The following is a 17,716-nucleotide window of genomic DNA, read 5'->3' on the forward strand; positions in this document are numbered from 1 at the left end:
GGCCGCCCCAGCACGGGCCGAGGCAGCAACGGCTGCACGAGTTCCCACTCAGCGTCCGACAGTTCATGGCGACGTATCACCCGACCATGATCCACAACGCAAGATCACTTTGACGACAGACCCTAGGACCCTGGGGCGGGCTGCACCCCCGCCTCAACCGACCGCCTCAAACCGGGCGCGCGCCGTACACGGCCATGATCTCGGCGAGCTGCGTCTATAACCCCGCGACGGGAAGGGGCCCCCGGAGGCCGACCTGGCGGCCCCTCGGCGACCTCCGATGTGCGATGGATCTTGTTTCCACCGCGGGCGGGCTCGACCGGTCAGTCGGAGGCCGGTCAGCGGCCGTCGCCGACCGCGCCGCCCTCACCCCCGCGGCCGCACGGCGTAGGAGGGCTCGCCCGCAGCGGATTCCATAACGGCCCGGTCGCGGTCTGCGTCCCCGACCGCGGCGGGTCTGCGCGGGCGGGCCCATCGCGCAGCACGATCGGGGGGCCGGGCGTCGGCGAGCCCGACGAGTAAGCGAGATGCGGTACTTCCACAAACGTGCTGGTCCGGGCAGCATGCTGCCCGGACCAGCACTGCCCGCAGTGTCAGCGGCCCATCAGCGCGAAGACGCCCCAGCCCAGGTACTCGCGGGTGTACTCCACGTAGCGGCCGGGGCCGGTGGCGAGCTCGGTCCGCACCTCGGCGACCAACTCGTCATCGGGGTTCCGGTCGAGCCAGAGGCGAAGGTTGAGCCACTGCGCCGCCTGGTACCGGTCCCAGCTGTCCTGGTCGGCCAGCACCATCTCCACGACGTCGTACCCGAGATCGCCGAAGTGTCCGATCAGCTCCGACAGCATCCGGAAGTCGGACACGCTGCCGGCATGGCAGCCTTCGACGACGTCCTGGTTCGGTGGTGCCTGACGCCAGTACGGCTCGCCGATCAGCATGAGACCGCCCGGGCGAAGGCTGCGGCTCAGCAGCTCGACAGTGCCGGCCACGCCGTCGCCGATCCAGGTGGCGCCGATGCACGCAGCGAGATCGACCGGCTCGTCCGCCACGTAGCCGGAGGCATTGCCGTGGACGAAGTCGACCTGGTCGGCGACTCCGAGTTCGACGGCGCGCCCCCGGGCCTTCTCGGTGAACACCGTGCTGATGTCCACCCCTGTCCCTGTGATGCGGTGGTCACGTGCCCAGGTGCACAGCATTTCGCCCGTTCCGCTGGCGAGGTCGAGCGCCCGCGTGCCGGCTTCCAAATGGAGAGCCTGACCCAGCGCGGCGAGCTTGTCAGCGGTGAACGGGTTGTGGATGCGGTGGCTGCTTTCGCGAATGGTGAAAATGCGTGGAAGATCCACAGAAGGGATTCCTTAGATTCGATGAGGTCCTGGCGTTCCCGGAGGGCAGCCGTCCGCAGTCGGCCACCCCTGCTGTAACCGTCATCAAATACACCCCGCTCAACGTGTCGATCTTGGATCGGCAAACCTAAGCCAGCCGGGGCGGTGTGTCCACCGATTTCGCTGCGCGCGACCGACCTCGTGCCGGAGACGTTCGCGACGAGTTTGGGTGACGACCGTCAGGACGTCGGCGCCCTCGTTCCCATGTCCGTCTCGGAGAGCAGGTGGCGGCCGGCCCGGCGGGCCTGCGCGCGGGTGATTCCGCACCGCGTAGGCGGCAGGTAGGCGCCCTGTGTGCCCTCTAGCACCGGGGCTGGAGGACTGAGAAGGGGCCTACGGGGCGCTATCCTCCGGGCAGCCGGCGGCGTCCGTGGGGCACGCAGCCCGCTTCAGCTTGAACCGGGTAAGGCATACGGGTCTGCGGGGCAACCACGCACCGCGAGAAGCACGGACCGCCGCGGCCTTGGTCACCGGGCCGCCGGGCCGGTCCCCGTCGCGGGACGGGCATGGTGCCTGCGTCAGGAACACGTCACTTCCGCCGACTGGCGGACCGACCGCGTCGGGGGCAGCGGACGCGCCACGGGGCTCAGGGTGGGAGGGGAAGTGTGGCCCAGACGGTCTTGCCGGGGCCGTTGGGGCGGGTCCCCCAGTGCTGGGCGAGGCGGTCGACGAGAAAGATCCCGTGGCTCCCGATGGAGTCGGGCCGGTGCCTGCGTAGCTGCGGGGGCTCGGCGCTGGGGTCGGTGACGGTGATCTGCAGCAGGCCTTCGTAGTGGGTCAGAGTCAGGGACCGGATGCCGCCGGCATGTTTGGCGGCGTTGGAGAGCAGTTCGGCGGCGACGAGGACGGCGTCCTGGCCGCGGTCCAGGAGATTCCAGTCGCTGAGTGCCTGGCGGACCCAGGCGATGCCCCTACTGCACGCCTCCAGATCCGCGGTCTCGTCGAGAGCGAGTTCGCGGTGGTGAGCTGCGTGGAGCGGTAGGGCCATGTCGGTCCCGACGGGTGAAGTCGTATGCTGCTCGGCGCCTGCCCGCTCTCCGCCCGCGTACTCCGGCAGCAGCTGGCCGGAATCATCTGTATCCGGCGGTGGCGTCCGCGATCGTGGAGTGAATGGTGAACGTCTGTGTCGCGGCGCTGATATCGAGGACGCGGCGGACAGCGGCGCTTGGAGAGATCAGGACAAGCGGGACACCGCGGGCGCGCGTGGTCTCCTGCAGGGCCAACAGGAGGTTGAGGCCCTCGGCGGTGAACAGCTCCACCGCGTCCAGGTCGACCGCGAGCAGCGCCGGACCGTACCTCAGTGCCTCGCTCAGGGCCTGATCGCCGATGGCCTGGGTGCCGATGTGCAGATCACCGGACAGGACGCACACGACGGCGTCGCCGACGCGCACGGTATCGGTCTTCAGTTCCGGAGCGGACATCGGGAGATCGGCTGGGGTGCTGATCATGGCCGCCCCTCGCCCTGCCTGCGGCACCCGCCACAGCGACGGGGTTCCGGTCCTGCGCGCTCCGCGCCGAGGGTGTCTCCCCCGTACGCCCCCGGCTGCGGGACGGGACTTCCCCGCCCGCGGGCACGTCCCCGTGGCGACGGGGCTCCTGCACGCCGAGGGCACAGTGATCGCCTCGTTTCGCGGGAGCTGAGTGCCCGGACTGCGGGGCCGTCCGAGTGGATCACGGCCCAAACGCTGTGGCGGAGCGGGCAGCTGATCAGCCCGTTGGCCGTTTTGCGGCCGAGTCCCTCGTGGTGTTCAGTTCTGCCGCCGCGCCGACTTCGTTCACCTGCGTGAACGGTTCCCAGGGGCCGGCAAGGCAGGGCGGGGTCGCCCGGGCCGCCGCCGCAGCACCGTACAGGCAGCAGCCGTACCCGGCGAAGCCCGCCGTTGCGCACGGGTGCCCGTGTCCGCTTCGGGAGTGCAGAGCACGGAGTATGTCCCATGGCAGTTCCTCGTGGCACCCACCCAAGCCGCTGCCGGCCTGCGGCCGGGTCGCATGATCGGCAGGATCACCATCGAAGGGGCGTCTACCCGGCTTCGGCCTGCAAACGCTTCGACTGAACCGGCCCCTGCCCGGGCCGGTGGGCCCGGCCGATCGGGCAGACGCCAGGCGGCGGCATCGCCGAAGTCCTGCTCGCCTGGAGCTGATTGCCACCCGGCGGCGGGGGCGCCACCGGTGGGTCTCGGATGGGTGCCGGCATCCGTGGACGGTGAGCAGGGTGGGCGGGTCGGCGCTGAGATGGTCGAGCAGCCGCACCGGTACGCGCCGGCACTGGGATGCGGTTCCCCCACGCGGTCCTGTCACTTCACCGGATGGTGTGTGCCTGGAGCCACATCTCCAGCGTCGCCACCTGCCACAGGGTGTTGGCCCCGCGCCTGGCGCGGTGGCGGTTGGGCGCTGCGAGCAGCTCGTCGATGACATGTTCGTCGAAGATCCCGCGCCGGCGCGCTTCGGGAGCCGTGAGGGCGTCCCGTACCCGCGCCAGCACGGGCCGGGCCATGTGGCGTACCGCAGGGACGGGAAAGTAGCCCTTGCGGCGGTCGACGACCTGAGGGGGCAGCACCGTGCGTCCGACGTCCTTGAGTACGCCCTTGCCGCCCTCCGCAAGCTTCAGCCCCGGCGGGCAGGCCGCTGCCAGTTCCACAAGGTCGTGGTCCAGGAACGGCACCCTGGCCTCCAGTCCCCACGCCATCGTCATGTTGTCAACGCGTTTGACCGGGTCGTCGGCCATGAGCGCGTGGACATCCATGCGCAGGGCGGCGTCGAGGGCGGTCTCGGCTCCGGGGGCGGCCATGTGGCTGCGGACGAAGTCCGTGGAAGCGTCGTGGCCGAGGGCGAGATCCGGGTGGAGCATGGCGGTGAGGTCGGCGTGGGTGCGGTCGAAGTACGCGCGGGTGTAGGCGTCGTCCGCTCCTGCCCTGGTGGCGGAGGCGATCTGCGGGTACCAGTGGTAGCCGGCGAAGACCTCGTCGGCGCCCTGGCCGCACAGAACGACCTTGACCTCTTTCGAGACCTGTTCGGAGAGCATGTGGAACGCCACGGCGTCGTGACTGACCATGGGCTCGCTCATGGCGCCGATGGCGGCCTCCAGGGCTGTGGGCAGCCGGTCGGAGGGGATCAGGAACTGGTGGTGGTCGGTCGAGAAGCGGCGGGCGACGAGGTCGGAGTACAGGAACTCGTCGCCGTCCTCGCCGTTCTCCTCCTCGAAGCCCACCGCGAAGGTCGGGACACCGTCGTGGCCCTCCTCGGCAAGCATGGCCACCAGGAGGCTGGAGTCCAGCCCGCCGGACAGGAGCACCCCCACGGGAACATCGGCGACCATACGCCTCCGTACTGCCGTGCGCAGCGCCTTGTGCACGGCCTCTCGCCAGAGAACCGGGTCGTCCCCGAGCTCGGATCCCCTGGTGTACGAGGGCTGCCAGTAGCAGTGGTCGTGGCTGGTGCCGTCGGGGTCGACGACTCGGACGGTGGCCGGCGGGACCTTTCGCACGCCCGCCAGTACCGTGCGGGGCGCGGCGACCGTGCCGTGCCAGCTCAGGTACTGGTGGAGGGCCACCGGGTCGATGGAGGTGTCCACTCCGCCGCCCGCCAGGAGGGCCGGCAGGGAGGAGGCGAATCGGAGGCGACTGCCGTCCTCGGTGACGTAGAGGGGCTTGATGCCCAGCCGGTCACGGCCCAGGACGACGCGGCCCGTGCGGTGCTCGGCGACGGCGAAGGCGAACATGCCGACGAGGAACTCGACGCACTCCATGCCCCATTCGGCGTACGCCTTGACGACGACCTCGGTGTCGGAGTCCGAGAAGAAGCGGTACCCGAGGCTTTCGAGGCGGGCGCGCATTTCGCGGTGGTTATAGATGCAGCCGTTGAAGACGACCGTGAGACCCAGCTGGGCGTCGACCATGGGCTGAGCGCCACGCTCCGACAGGTCAATGATCTGCAATCTCCGGTGACCCAGAGCGATCGCCGCCTGGGACCAGACCCCTCTGCCGTCGGGGCCCCGCGGCTCCATCGTATCGGTCATGCGTTCAACGGCGGCCAGGTCGGGGCGCCTACCGTCGAACCGCACCTCTCCGCTCAGACCGCACACGAGGCACCTCCCCGCGCCTCGGCGCCCCGGGACGCCCGCGGGCCTTCACTGTGCTCGGAGAACGAGGTCGCATACATGCTTCTGCACTCCTGTGCCGGTCGGCCGGCACGTGCGAACCGATCCGAACGGGCGATCGACATGTCCGGCACCTGCCCGCACCTGGGCCTTTCAAGCGGGCGTCTGCTCAATCGTGGTGCGGGCGCCGGCGCCGTGCCCGGCCGGCGCGGGGGTCCAGTTCCCCGAGGAACCGGGTCAGGGCACGGGTTCCCAGGCCGAGGGCGCGGAGCTCGACGCGCTCGTCGGCGCACCGGTCCCCGGCAGGCCCGTGCCGAAGAAGAGCACGGGGGCGTCGCAGGCTCGGGCGAGCTGCGCGGTCGGGGTGGCCCCGCCATTGCCGATGGGCCGGGCCGGAGCCCCGTACGCGTGACCGACCGCCCGGTGCAGGGCGGCGAGGGCGGGATGGTCCGGGGGCGCCCGGTAGGGGTCCGAGATGGTCGAGGAGACGTCCAGGTGGTAGATGTAACCGGGTTGGCGTTGTCCCTTCACCCAGGCGCGGAGCTGATCGGCGACCCGGTCGGCCCGCTGGTCGGGCACGAGAATGAACAGCAAGTCGGCACACGCCTTCGCCGGGATGAACCCGAGCGCGGGAGCGTCCGTACGGCCCGCCGTGAGCCGGCTCACCTCGACGGAGGGGCGGGCCCACAGGCGTTCGGGCACCGAGGACCCATTTCGCCGTCGGCGGTAAACGTACCGGTGTCGGCCTGCCACGTCGTCAGGTCGAAGGGCAGCGTGTCCAGTGACGCGCGCAGCGCCGGGGCGATTCGGCCACGGCGTCGTAGAACCAGGGCAGGGTGACCCGCCCTGACTCGTCGGTCAGCAAGTGCAGCACCCTGCACAGCTCGAGGGCCGCGTTGGAGTCGGCGCCCGACACGGCCCCGCTGTGGACGTCGCGCCGAGCCCCCCGGACGGTGAGGGTCGCCGTGACGGATCCCCGAACCACCTGCGTACGTCGTCCGCTCGGTCCGGGTCTGAGGACACGGACGCGATGCCGACCCACTCCGCCAGGTCTGCCAGCGCTTCCCGGCGCGGCGTCTGACCGTACGCGGCGTCGGCGGTGGGCCCGGTGTTCCTGGTCCTCATCGGCGCCGCGGCCGTGTGTTCACCGCTTGCCGCCGCTCGTGCCGCGGCGGCCGGGTGCCCTTGCAGGCGCCGGGGCTCCGTCGACCTGGTGGGTGCCTTCCAGGAGGTCGAACATCTGGTTCATGACCCTCTGGAAGTCAGTCCACGCAATCGCTGGGTCCTGGCCGCCGGCAGAGGTGTCCGCGGGGCCTGCGCCCGCTCGCTTCGAGGTCATGTTCCACCTCTTGGGGTTCATCGGCCGCTCGGTGCCGGTTCTTGATTCCGCGCGTTGGGCGTGTCCAAGGCACCTGCCCGTACGTGGGCGGTTCATGCGCAGCCGAGGCCCACGCGCCGGGGTGGCTCGCGAACCGGTCAGCGCACCTGGTGGTTCCCGGGAGGTGTGGCAGGTCCCGCACCGGGCAGACGGATGTCGCAGCCCCGCTTTCGGCGGGGCTGACCAGCTTCGAAGGGCACACGGTCGGGGGCGAGGACCGGCGGACCCCGCTCCGAGGAGGAAATCATGGTTCCCGCCGAGAACGACCGGTCACTTACCGCGACGGCGAGAGGACCTGCACCGGGGGCAGATCGAGGAAGTACGCGATCCCGGCCCGCACGAGGTCTACCGGATTCGCAACGTGCGCACCAACGAACTCCAGGTCATCACACAGGACCAGATCGAGGGCGAACCCGGCGCCTGAGGCGAGGCCGTCTCTTCCGGACCAGGCGGGCGACGCCCCGCTTCGCCCGAGCAGCCGGACGACCGGATCGCTCACCGTTTCGACCGCGAGGCCTACAAGCAGCGGAACACCGGCGAGTGGTGATCAGCTTCAAGCAGCGGCGAGGACTGGCCACCCGCGACGACAAGCGCAACATCGGCGGCCAACGACAACGTGGCAACGCTCGCCCCGGTCGGCGAACGGTCAGAGACGGAACAGGAGCAGCAGGGCGACGTTGCAGAGCGCGCAGGCGGCCAAAGCCAGGCCAATGGCCCGTCAACGCAGTTCAACATAACGGTGCTCGTCCTCCGCTCTGAGTTCCTCGGCCCGCGCCACGATCGGTGCCAGCATCGCCTTGCGAAGGTCCGAACCGGCGGCTGATCTCCTCCTGTTCGCCGACGCCGAGTCAGGTGAGCGTGTGGGCAAACGCTTCTCTTTGGCCTCTCTCAGCGCTGCCTGCTCATCAAGTACCCCTCGATCCGGGCGAGCCCGGTCGCCGTTTCGTTCGGTCGTCACACGTCGCGGACCCCTCCTACTACGGCTGCTCCGGGTCCTTGCCACGCAGGGACCCTCGGGGAGTACGACCTTGTCCTGGTCGACGACATCGCGACGCCGCTCGCTGAGCCAGTGTGATCACCGGGACATGCTCGACGTCGAGTGACGCCGATGGGCGGCCCGCGCAGCGCCAGGCGCTACGTCGCCCCGTCCAGGGCGGCGGTTCCCCACAGGCCTGCCCCTTGGCGCAACATGGTGAGAACCTGCTCGCCGTCAGGCGGCTCCGCTCCGGGAAGCCAGACGAGTACGACGCGGCCGGTGGCGACGACCATACGCGTCCACGCCTCGGGTACGAGGCCGGGAGGGGGCCGGTAGAAATCTGCGCCGGCGTGGGCAACGGTGACGATGCCGTCCTCCAGAACCGCCGTCCACCCGGTCACCGGCCGCAGCAGGTCTTCGAAATCGGCGGGGAGGGGACAAAGCCCCGTCCTCACGAGCCGCTCGCGTACCGCCTGGTCGTCGCTGGAGTCACCCGCGAACACCAGAAGCGGGAGATCACCCGCCGCTGTCCCGCGGAAGCCGATGGTTTTGAACGCCCACGGCATACGCTTCCCTCGCTCTCGTCGTCGTCCCTCGCGGTCAACCTGGTCCCGGCCGCCAACGTGCTCCTACCCGTGCCACCCCGCCCCATGGCCGCTCAATGGGCGGGTCCAGGGGGCCGGATCCGCGACGCGATCCGCGGCGTCACCGAGAAGGACCAGGAGACGGACGGCTGAGGCCTTCTCCGTGCCGATCGGAGCCGGTCGGGGACTCCCCGATCCGGGGCCGCGGCGGGAGGCGGCACGACTCGAGCCGGCGGCGCGACCGCGGCCCGCCTCACGTTTTCACGTGGGTGCCTGATCCGGCGGACTCTTCCACGACGTTCGCCAGCGTCCTGAGCATCTCCCGGTATCGGACCTGCGGGAGCGCGTCGAGCGCGGCGTTGTGCAGCGCGCCGCCGAGAGCCCGCAACGGGTGCTCGTCGACGATGACGAGCGACTCCTCGCCCCAGGAGCGGATCTCGATCGCGACGCGGGCCATTCCGAGGGGGCCGCTGTGCACTTCCAGCTCCAGCTCGTCCGGGGCTTTCACCCGCCGTACGACGGTGGCGCCCGAGGCCGACCACGGCCCGAGCCGGACGGTGTACTCAAGGGCGGATCCCACCTCGGGCCACGGACCGCCGGCGGGGCGGGACTCAGTGGTGCCGACGACCCAGTCCGCGTAGCGCGAGGAGTTGACGAGCACAACCCACACTTCGTCGGGCGCGGCGTGGATCAGTCGGGGTCGAACGGCCGTCATTCCCTCCCGGAACGGCGGGTCCTGCGGGGTCGAACTGCCACGTGGTGACCGGCGTCTGCCCGACCGGTGCACCTCTACACACCCGCCTCGGCCGGGGCGTGTTTCCGGCCGGGAGCCGGGTAAGCGCACTGACCAAGCGACGTGCTGCCCGACGAGCAGGGGAAGCGCCGAATGCCCAGAGGGTGGAACGAGGCCAGGATGCCGTCACTCAAGGGTTTGCGCCCCACTGCGGCTGCCTGGCCGCCATGGCCGGCTTCGCCGCCTACACGACCGGTTGGGCCGCGTTGCGGCGCCGGATCGGCCCGCCCCTGCCGTCCCCGCCCACGCCGTGGGGCCTGCTGCTCACAGGTACGGCCGCGTTCCGCCTCAGTCGGCTGATCGGCAAGGCGACCGTGACCCGCCCGCTGCCTGCCCCTTCACACATGTGGACTGCCCCGGCGCTCCGGCGGAACTCAACGAGTCCCCACGCGAGGAGCCCGGTCGCAAGACCGCGGGCGAGCTGATCAGCTGCCCCTTCTGTCTGAGCGTGTGGCTCGTGACCACCCTCACCGGGGCCCGGGCCGTCCGGCCCGAGGCCACGCGCACGGTGACCGGGGCGCTGACCGCCCTGACCGTGTCGGACGCGCTGCAGTACGGGGTACTCCACGCTGTCCGAGCGCGCCGGCCATGGGCCGGGCCCCCGGGGCCCAGGGCACACGGCGGGTGACGAATAGGCTCACCCCCGGGAGCCAAGGTGTCAGGAAGCGAGCCCTCGGGTCGTCGACCGCCTCCTCTACCGCCTGTGCCGTGCGGAGCCGGCACGAGGGCGGCGCTGACGGGCCGGTGGTCCTCCACCGCAGGTCACCGGGCTGCGACTGAAGTCCGCCCCGGCCGTCCCGTCCCGCCGCAGCCCCCTGACCCTGCTGCTGACGACTGCAGCTGGTGCTGCACCGGTTTCACCGGCCCTGCCTCGGCGCTCCTGCTCGACTCCCCGCCTCGCTCGGGTACGCCCTCTGCCGGGCGTTCCCGCCTTGCCTGCGCCGCCGCAACCGCCCCCGCTCCGCGCCGACGCTCCCATCAGGGAGTGAAGAGGACCTTGACCGCGCCGTCCTTCTTCTCCTGGAACATCTTGTACGCGCCGGGTCCCTCTTCGAGCGGCAAGCGGTGCGTGGCGAAGTCCTCGACCCCGAGGGGATCCCCGTCGGTCAGCACGGGCAGGATGTCCTCGACCCAGCGCCAGACGTTGGCCTGGCCCATCCGCAGGGTCAGCTGCTTGTCGAACATGGTCAGCAGGGGCATCGGATCGGCCGCGCCTCCGTAGACGCCGGACAGCGACACGGTCCCACCGCGGCGGGCCAGGTCGATGGCGGTGTACAGCGCGGACAGCCGGTCGACGCCCGCGCGCTTCATCACGGCCCGCGCCATGGCGTCCGGCAGGAACGTGGTCATCTCCTGCGCGGCAGCTGCGACACGACTGCCGTGGGCCTCCATTCCCACTGCGTCGACGACGGCGTCCGGACCCCTCCCCCCGGTGAGTTCCCGTACGGCGTCGCTCAGGCCGTCTCCGCATTCGCGCAGGTCCAGGGCGTGGAAACCGCGCTGCCGGGCCCGCTCCAGCCGTTCCGGAACGAGGTCGACACCGATGACGGTGCCGGCGCCGCGGTGGGCGGCTATGCGGCAGCTCATGTCGCCGATGGGCCCCAGCCCCAGCACCGCCACGCTGCCGCCCGGCGGAATGGACGCGTAGTCCACTGCCTGCCAGGCGGTGGGCAGCACGTCGGAGAGGTAGAGGAAGCGCTCGTCGGACGGCCCGTCGGGCACCCGGATGGGGAGGCGGTTGCCGAAGGGGACCCGCAGGTACTCCGCCTGGCCGCCCGGCACCTGCCCGTAGAGCTTCGTATAGCCGAAGAGGGAAGCTCCCTTGCCGTGCTCGCGTACCTGCGTCGTCTCGCACTGGGAGTGGAGCCCCTGGTCGCACATGAAGCAGGACCCGCACGAGACGTTGAAGGGGATCACCACCCGGTCGCCCGGCTTCAGCGAGACGACCTCCGGCCCCACTTCCTCGACGATGCCCATGGGCTCGTGGCCCAGGATGTCACCGGGGTCGAGGAACGCCCCAAGAACCTCGTACAGGTGCAGGTCCGAACCGCACAGGCCGGTCGTCGTGACCTTCACGATCACGTCGTCGCGGTCACGGAGGGAAGGATCGGGGACCGTCTCGAAACGTATGTCGCGCTTGCCGTGCCATGTGAGTGCCTTCATGACGCCTCCTCGCAGAATAAGCCGGTCTCGATACGTCGCCTCATGCGCGTGCCCCCGGCCCGGCGGCCGAATCGAAATGTCTGCTATTGCCACCCCCGCCGTCTCTGACCGGCCGGGCACGCGGTCGGACGAGGGGGTGCATCAGGGTGGGTTTACTGGGCAGCCGCCGGATATGAACCGACGTGCGGACACCGGAGAGTCCTACTGGATGCAAACGGCGACCATGCCGTCCTTCGCCCCGCTGTCAGGGGCGGCCGAAGCGGACGTGGCGGTCATCGGAAGCGGCATCGTCGGCCTCAGCGCCGCGTGGGAACTCACCCGCGCGGGGCTGGCAGTCGTCGTGCTGGAAGCGGCCGGGCCGGCGGGCGGAGTCACAGGTCATACGACCGGGAAGCTCACCGCCCTGCACACCGCTGTGTACGACACGCTGCGGAGCAAGCACGGGAACGAAGCGGCGCGCCAGTACGCCGCGTCGCAGAGTGCGGCTCTGCAGCACGTCATCGAGGTGTCCGCAGAACTGGGCATCGACTGCGAGCTGGAGAGGAGCCCGGCCTTCACCTACTGCGAGGAGGCCGAGGGCGTCGACGCCCTGCGCGCGGAGGCCGACGCGGCGCGGGCGGCCGGCCTGAGCGCGTCATTCGTCACCGCGACCGGGCTGCCCTTCCCGGTGGCCGGCGCCGTCAGGGTCGAGAACCAGGCCCAGTTCCACCCCCTCAAATACCTGACGGGGCTCCTGGAGGACATCGTCGCGCTCGGCGGCCGGCTCTACGGAGGCACCCGCGTCACACGACTCGACGACGGCGATCCCTGTCGGCTCACCACCGATTCCGGCGCCACCGTGACCGCGAGGCACGTGGTCGTCGCCACCCACCATCCCGTGTTCGACGACGCCGTGCTCTCCACCAGGCTCACGCAGCACCGTGACCTGGTAATCGCCGGGGCGGTGCCCCCCGGACAGGACCCCGAAGGCATGTACATCTCGGAGGAGAACGGCAAGCGGTCCGTCCGCACGTCGCCCCTGGCGCACGGCGGCCGACTTCTCATCGTCACCGGGGAAGCGTTCACCCCGGGCACGGGGGAGGACACCGAGGCCGGGTACGCCCGCCTCCAGGCCTGGGCCGAGCAGCACTTCCCCGGGTTCTCGCCCGCCCACCGCTGGGCCGCACAGGACAACAGCTCGACGGACACGCTGCCCCTGGTCGGCCGCCTCCCGACGAAGGGCGAGAACGTCTACGTGGCCACCGGCTTCGCCGGGTGGGGCATGACGGGCGGAGTGCTGGCCGGCACAATCATCGCCTCCCTCGTCCGCGGCGGCGAGGACCCCTGGGGCGGGCTCTACGACCCCGGCCGCGTCGCTTCGCCCGTGCGATCGGCGCCGAGGTACCTGAAGGCCCAGTGGGATGTCGGGAAGCACTTCGTCAAGGACCGCCTGGACACGCTCGGCGACGGGACCAACGGCCCGGCCGAGGACCTGCGGCGGGGTGAGGGCACGGTGGTCCGCGCCGGCGGCAAGCCCTGCGCCGTCCACCGCGACGACAGCGGCGAACTGCACGCCGTGTCCGCCGTCTGCACCCATCTGGGGTGCGTGGTCGCGTACAACAACGCCGAACGGACCTGGGAATGCCCCTGTCACGGTTCCCGCTTCGGCATCGACGGCGAGGTCCTCCAAGGACCGGCTCTGAGCCCGCTGGAGCGCCGGGACCCGACGGAACTCTGACCGGGCCACCCGACCGCGTTGCCCGTACCGCCTCCCCACCGCGCGCGTTCGCCGCGCGGCGAACGCGCGCGGACACGGCTGCGGGCCCGGCCTGCGTTGCTCCGAGGCCGGGGCCTGTGCAGTCTGCCCTCCCTCTAACCCGGAGTACGCCGGGGGTCGGGGTCCGTGCGTATCTCGGCCGCGGCCTCCCGTCCGACCTCGCGCAGCACGTCGGCGGTCTCCCGGTCGGCGCTCTGCGCATGCTCGGTCGTCGTGGCCACTGCCTCCTGCGCCGTGTCCTTGACGGATTCCACGGCTCCCCGACCGGCTCCTTCAGCTCGTCCCGGACTTCCTGGGCGGCCTGGAGGGCGGTCTGCTTGACCGGTTCCAGCAGCTCGTCCGAGTGTTCGCGCAGTTGTCGGCCGGCCTGCTCCTCGACCTCGGTGGTCCGCAGGAGGGCTGCGGCGAGCATTCCGGCGCCCGGCCATCCAGCTCGGGGTGATCCTGTCCGCCAGGCGGTCGACGTTGCGCGAGAGGTGTGCTCGCCGGTATTCCATGTATGCCGTACGTACCGCCTCACGCAGCGACTCCGCGTCCAGGCCGCCGCTTTGCGTGTGCCCGTAGGTCAGGCAGGGGCGCTGTTGTGCGTAGAAACCGCAGTCCGGGGCGGCGACGGCCGTACCGAGGTCGTGGCACGCCTCGAGCCAACCGGGGTGGGTGCCGAAATGGTAGGGCAGCACGGACAGATCCAAGGAAGTGAGGTAGTCGAAGAGCTGCCCGTCGCCGAAGTAGGCGTGGATGGTGAGGATGAGGCGGTCCAGGCGTGCGAGTTCTTCCAGCGCGTTGAGCAGTTGCGGGGCGTAGGCGCGCGAGGCGGGATCCGCCACCTCCCGATGGATGTTGACGTGGAGTTCGGCGTCCGGGAGCTCGGCGACGGCGTGCGCGAGGACCTGGACGACGGGGAGGACGGCCATGTTGGGACGCAGGCTCTTGGCGTGCACGCCGACTCGGAACCGGTTGCGGTAGGGCCTTGGGCGGGCGAGGCCCGGCAGGTCGACCACGTGCGGGTGGGGCAGCACGGTCGCCGTCCGATTCCATCGGCTGCGGATGCTCTCAGCTGCGCCGGGGGTCAGGGTGACCAGGCGGTCGGCTGCTGGAATGATCACCTCGAGGGCGGCGTCGTGGCTGGTGGGGTTGGGCCGGTTGGGGGTTGCGGAGGTCGTGGACCGTGTAGACGAGGGTTTGCCATGCTGGCGCAGGGCGTCCACCAGCGCGGTGAGCTGGGTCGGGCTCTGGGCGTCGAAGCCGAAGTCAAGGTGAAAGACGTCGAAGTCCTCGAAGCGGGACCTTACCCAATCGGGGTCTAGCATGACCGGCGGCCACCAGCGCTGTGACGTGCTGGGCGCCCCGAGGGGCCGCGGGTCCCGCAGTCGGCGTACGCCGTCCGGCTCGGGTGGTGAGCAGTGCCGGACATACACTTGTCCGGCGGGTACGGAGGCAATCCGGATCTCACGGCCGGCTGGGCTCTGCGGTTGTTCTTGGGTCACAGGTGTTCCTTCATTGAGGAGCGAGAACCACGGCAGGCTTCAGCGGCCGTTTTCAGCCTCTCGGGGGTAGGTCGGGTACGCACCCGGGTGCTCAGACATCGCGGCACGTTCGCGGACCCGCCCAGCAGGGCGTTGCGGAAGAGCGCCCAGTTCGTCAGCTGCCCGCCAGTCGGGTGAGGAACCGCTCTTCGAAGTGGGTCCTCGCCCATCGCGCCCCGTGGGCTTCGATGTCCGTGCTGCGCAAGGCGTGCCTGATCGTCGGCTGCGCCTCCGTAAGGCTCGGTTCGGGCGACTTCGCCTCGGGGCACCAGCGCGCACAACGCCGACATAACCGCATCCGTCGTTCGGTCCTGGCCGTAGCCGACGAGCAGCAGGACGACGGTGTTGCCGACGAGGTATTTCTCGACAGCGGCCCCGTCTCTCAGCACCGTGGTGGCCATGTGCTTCATGATCGGTCCGGCGTCCAGGTTTCCTCTGGCGACAAGCCGCGCGGAGGCGGCCGCTATGCGCGGCCGTGGTCGCGCCCGCAGCATTCCGCCTCTCGCGGCGGGCGTCGCCAACGAAACGATGCGCCGACCGGGCTCCGTGCGGGCGCGGGGCCATGGCGGACCGGAGCGACAGCGTGAACGGCTTTGCCGGGGAGCGCACAGTCGGCCCGGTTCCGATCGCCGCAGGACCTACGGAAGGCCCAGCCCCAGAGAGGGACTGCCGTGTGCGGCGCGTTGGGAGTCGTCCAGGTCCGCCGACGCAAAAACGTGCACCGTGACCGTGGGACCCGCCTCACGCACCGCGTGCATCCGGTGGAAAAAGGTTTGGTCGAAGCAGAATCCCTTGCCCGCGCCCACCTCTTCGGGGTGGGGGGCACAACCGAGGGGGGCCCGTTCGTGCGTAAGAGCTCCCCGAGCTACGAATACGGCCCCGCGCACCCCTTCGTGGTCGAGGTATCCAGTACCGGCGGGCATGTTGTTCCAGCTGAGGGCCCACACGCCGAAGTCTCCGGCACGGGCCAGCTGGATCCAGATGCTCTCGTCGTGAGACTCGGTCAGGAGTACCCGCCAGCGGGGGTACTCCCGGCCGACGTCGAAGGCGATGTCCATCAGTTTCTCGGGCTGTACGACGTGCCCGGGAAGGACAACCAGTGGCCTATTCATTCCTACCACCACTTTCAGCCCCGGCGGCCGTCCGACAGTTGGGTGCCCGGGTCTCTTCTGCAGCGCCTGCCCCCGACGCGCCGTTACATGCCGGGGATCACCGTCACCCGCGCCCACGTAGGGTCGCCCGTTCGCCGCCCGCCTGCGGCGACGCGGACGGGCTTTCGAACGGCTCTCACCGGCCGATACCCAGCCCACGGGTGGAACACCGCAGAGCCGGGCGGGCGGACCGACTACGCGTTCAAGCGGAGGGTAGAAGCAGTCAGCTGGAAGGCAGGTGGTCGACTGGAGGAGGCGGGCCAACGTGACTCGTCCCATAGGGGCCGGGAACCCGTCATTCGGGCTGGTCAGCCCGCCGGTGAGCCGTACGCGGCCACCGGCGACACCTACGTCCTCGTCGAGCCGGAAGGGTGGATGAGATCGCCCGGCCGATCCCTCCCATGCGCCGGAGACTGCCGCGTTCGCCGAACCGGCGGCCGAGCCGACCGGCGTGGTCGGCCTCGTGAAGGCCCTGTCCTGCAGCCGGACGTGAGGGAGAGGAGGTCTTCGGGTGACGTTGCAGCCGCCGGTCGAGCCGATGCTCGCGCGGGCCGTGGAGTCGGTTCCCGGCCCCGGGATGTTCGGCGAGCTGGCCTTCGAACAGAAGTTCGACGGCTACCGCGCCCTGCTGTTCACCCCCTCCACCGCCGCCGGCGAACTTCTGATCCAAACCCGCCGGGGGGTGGAGATCCAGGACCGGTTCCCCGACCTCGTCGCCGCCGCCGGACAGCTTCCGCACGCCCTGGTCCTCGACGGAGAACTCGTCGTCTGGGACGCCAAGGCGCGCCGACTCTCCTTCGAAGGGCTCCAACGACGCACCGCCGCCCGCGGCCGCACCGCGCGGCGCGGTCTCGCCCAGACCCTGCCCGCCCTCTTCGTCGCCTTCGACATCCTTCAGCAGGATGGCGTCGAGCTCCTGCACCACCCCTACCGCCAGCGCCGCCTGCGGCTCGAAGCCCTCTTCGCCGACCACCACCTGGCCGCCCCGTGGACGCTGTGCCCCATGACCACCGACCTGCTCAGGGCCGAGCACTGGCTGGAGCAGTGGACCGAGGTCTCCGGCGTCGAAGGCATCGTGGTCAAAGCCCTCGACCAGCCCTACCATCCCGGACACAGAGGCTGGTACAAACTCCGCCGCCGGGACACTACCGAAGCGATCATCGGCGCGATCACCGGGACCACCCTGCGCCCCCAGCTGCTCCTCCTCGGCCGCCGCGACCCGCACGGCCACCTCCGCCCCATCGGCCGCACCGGCCCCCTGCGCGCCGAAGCCGCCCGCCTCGTCGGCGGCAACCTCACCGAAGCAGCACCCGACCATCCCTGGACCGGCATGCGGTTCGCCTCCGCCTGGGGCAGCCGCGCCCCCCTCAACATCACCCTCGTCCACCCCGAACTCGTCGCCGAGATCAGTGCCGACACCGCCGTCGACCACGGCGGCCTCCACCGCCACCCCGTCCGCTTCAAGCGGCTGCGCCTGGACGTCACCGCCGGGGAAGTGCCGCTCTTCGCCGCAGCCCCGACCGACAGCTGAGCGGGCCCGAGAACCTCGGAAAGGAGACGTCGCAGGGCGATGACCCGACCGCCCGCGGGGCGACCGGTCCCCATCCACCCGCATGAATGTTGGTCACCGATGGCTGTGCTCCGACTGCGCGCACGCGATCGACCGGCGCCATACGACCTGGACGGGTGCCCGAGCGCGCGACAGGGCAACGGCGAGGGCATGGGAGGGAGCACCGAGCCACATCAAAGATCCGGGAGTTCCTCCCCGGCCGACGTCCCGGCCGCAATTCCTCATGACAACGGCCCCCGTCGCCTGCCATGGCCGGTGGCCTCTGACGCGCCCGCTCGCCACCGATGACGCACGGACCTCGAAGAGGATCACTTCGGCCCTGCATACAGCAGCGCTCTCCCTTGCAG

Annotated in this window: 14 protein-coding genes; 3 read left to right on the forward strand and 11 right to left on the reverse strand. The window is 70.6% G+C overall.

Features of this window, described 5'->3' with window-relative positions:
* Window positions 1-590: 590 nt before the first annotated feature.
* The 7 genes from E6U81_RS35855 to E6U81_RS35885 all read right to left on the reverse strand — a co-directional run bounded on the left by E6U81_RS35855 (window position 591) and on the right by E6U81_RS35885 (window position 9,125).
* Entirely contained in the window at window positions 591-1,337 is a 747-nt protein-coding gene (locus E6U81_RS35855) for a class I SAM-dependent methyltransferase (RefSeq protein ID WP_136234193.1), read from the reverse strand.
* A 625-nt stretch (window positions 1,338-1,962) separates the two neighbouring features.
* Window positions 1,963-2,364: an ATP-binding protein gene (locus tag E6U81_RS35860; protein ID WP_136234194.1), complete on the reverse strand. Its 402-nt coding sequence runs from the start codon at window positions 2,362-2,364 to the stop codon at window positions 1,963-1,965.
* A gap of 82 nt (window positions 2,365-2,446) precedes the next feature.
* Window positions 2,447-2,824: an STAS domain-containing protein gene (locus E6U81_RS35865; RefSeq protein WP_136234195.1), complete on the reverse strand. Its 378-nt coding sequence runs from the start codon at window positions 2,822-2,824 to the stop codon at window positions 2,447-2,449.
* Between the two features lie 851 nt (window positions 2,825-3,675).
* Entirely contained in the window at window positions 3,676-5,457 is a 1,782-nt protein-coding gene (locus E6U81_RS35870) for an N-acetylglutaminylglutamine amidotransferase (protein ID WP_136234196.1), read from the reverse strand.
* A gap of 252 nt (window positions 5,458-5,709) precedes the next feature.
* Window positions 5,710-6,174 (reverse strand): M20 family dipeptidase, encoded by a 465-nt coding sequence (locus E6U81_RS35875; RefSeq protein WP_136234197.1) that lies wholly within the window; start codon window positions 6,172-6,174, stop codon window positions 5,710-5,712.
* 1,810 nt (window positions 6,175-7,984) lie between these two features.
* The gene (locus E6U81_RS35880; protein ID WP_136234198.1) at window positions 7,985-8,392 is read right to left on the reverse strand and encodes a hypothetical protein; all 408 of its coding nucleotides are present in this window, start codon (window positions 8,390-8,392) and stop codon (window positions 7,985-7,987) included.
* 271 nt (window positions 8,393-8,663) lie between these two features.
* Complete coding sequence (locus E6U81_RS35885; protein ID WP_136234199.1) at window positions 8,664-9,125, reverse strand: SRPBCC family protein; 462 nt, start codon at window positions 9,123-9,125, stop codon at window positions 8,664-8,666.
* A gap of 424 nt (window positions 9,126-9,549) precedes the next feature.
* Here E6U81_RS35885 and E6U81_RS41445 point away from each other — a divergent pair, with 424 nt between their 5' ends.
* Complete coding sequence (locus E6U81_RS41445) at window positions 9,550-9,831, forward strand: DUF1360 domain-containing protein (RefSeq protein ID WP_240804215.1); 282 nt, start codon at window positions 9,550-9,552, stop codon at window positions 9,829-9,831.
* A gap of 350 nt (window positions 9,832-10,181) precedes the next feature.
* Here E6U81_RS41445 and E6U81_RS35895 read toward each other — a convergent pair whose 3' ends face one another.
* On the reverse strand, window positions 10,182-11,366 hold the full coding sequence (locus tag E6U81_RS35895) for a zinc-dependent alcohol dehydrogenase (RefSeq protein WP_136234200.1): 1,185 nt from the start codon (window positions 11,364-11,366) through the stop codon (window positions 10,182-10,184).
* Window positions 11,367-11,538: 172 nt separating this feature from the next.
* On the opposite strand from E6U81_RS35895, the gene E6U81_RS35900 reads away from it, so the two are divergent.
* Complete coding sequence (locus E6U81_RS35900; protein WP_136234201.1) at window positions 11,539-13,083, forward strand: FAD-dependent oxidoreductase; 1,545 nt, start codon at window positions 11,539-11,541, stop codon at window positions 13,081-13,083.
* Window positions 13,084-13,217: 134 nt separating this feature from the next.
* Here the strand turns inward: E6U81_RS35900 and E6U81_RS35905 are convergent, their stop codons facing one another.
* The 3 genes from E6U81_RS35905 to E6U81_RS35915 form a co-directional block, all read right to left on the reverse strand.
* Window positions 13,218-14,432 (reverse strand): glycosyltransferase family 1 protein, encoded by a 1,215-nt coding sequence (locus E6U81_RS35905; protein ID WP_206310108.1) that lies wholly within the window; start codon window positions 14,430-14,432, stop codon window positions 13,218-13,220.
* A gap of 173 nt (window positions 14,433-14,605) precedes the next feature.
* Window positions 14,606-15,049, reverse strand: coding sequence for a hypothetical protein (locus E6U81_RS35910; protein WP_136234202.1), 444 nt, complete (start codon window positions 15,047-15,049; stop codon window positions 14,606-14,608).
* 237 nt (window positions 15,050-15,286) lie between these two features.
* A complete protein-coding gene (locus E6U81_RS35915) occupies window positions 15,287-15,760 on the reverse strand; it encodes a hypothetical protein (RefSeq protein WP_136234203.1) in 474 nt (157 codons plus the stop codon).
* Between the two features lie 550 nt (window positions 15,761-16,310).
* Between E6U81_RS35915 and E6U81_RS35920 the strand changes: the two genes are divergently transcribed.
* Window positions 16,311-17,330, forward strand: coding sequence for an ATP-dependent DNA ligase (locus E6U81_RS35920; RefSeq protein WP_240804216.1), 1,020 nt, complete (start codon window positions 16,311-16,313; stop codon window positions 17,328-17,330).
* Window positions 17,331-17,716: the final 386 nt, after the last annotated feature.

Origin of the sequence: Streptomyces sp. A0592 (genome assembly GCF_004795115.1) — a bacterium.
Taxonomy (GTDB): Bacteria; Actinomycetota; Actinomycetes; order Streptomycetales; family Streptomycetaceae; genus Streptomyces; species Streptomyces erythrochromogenes.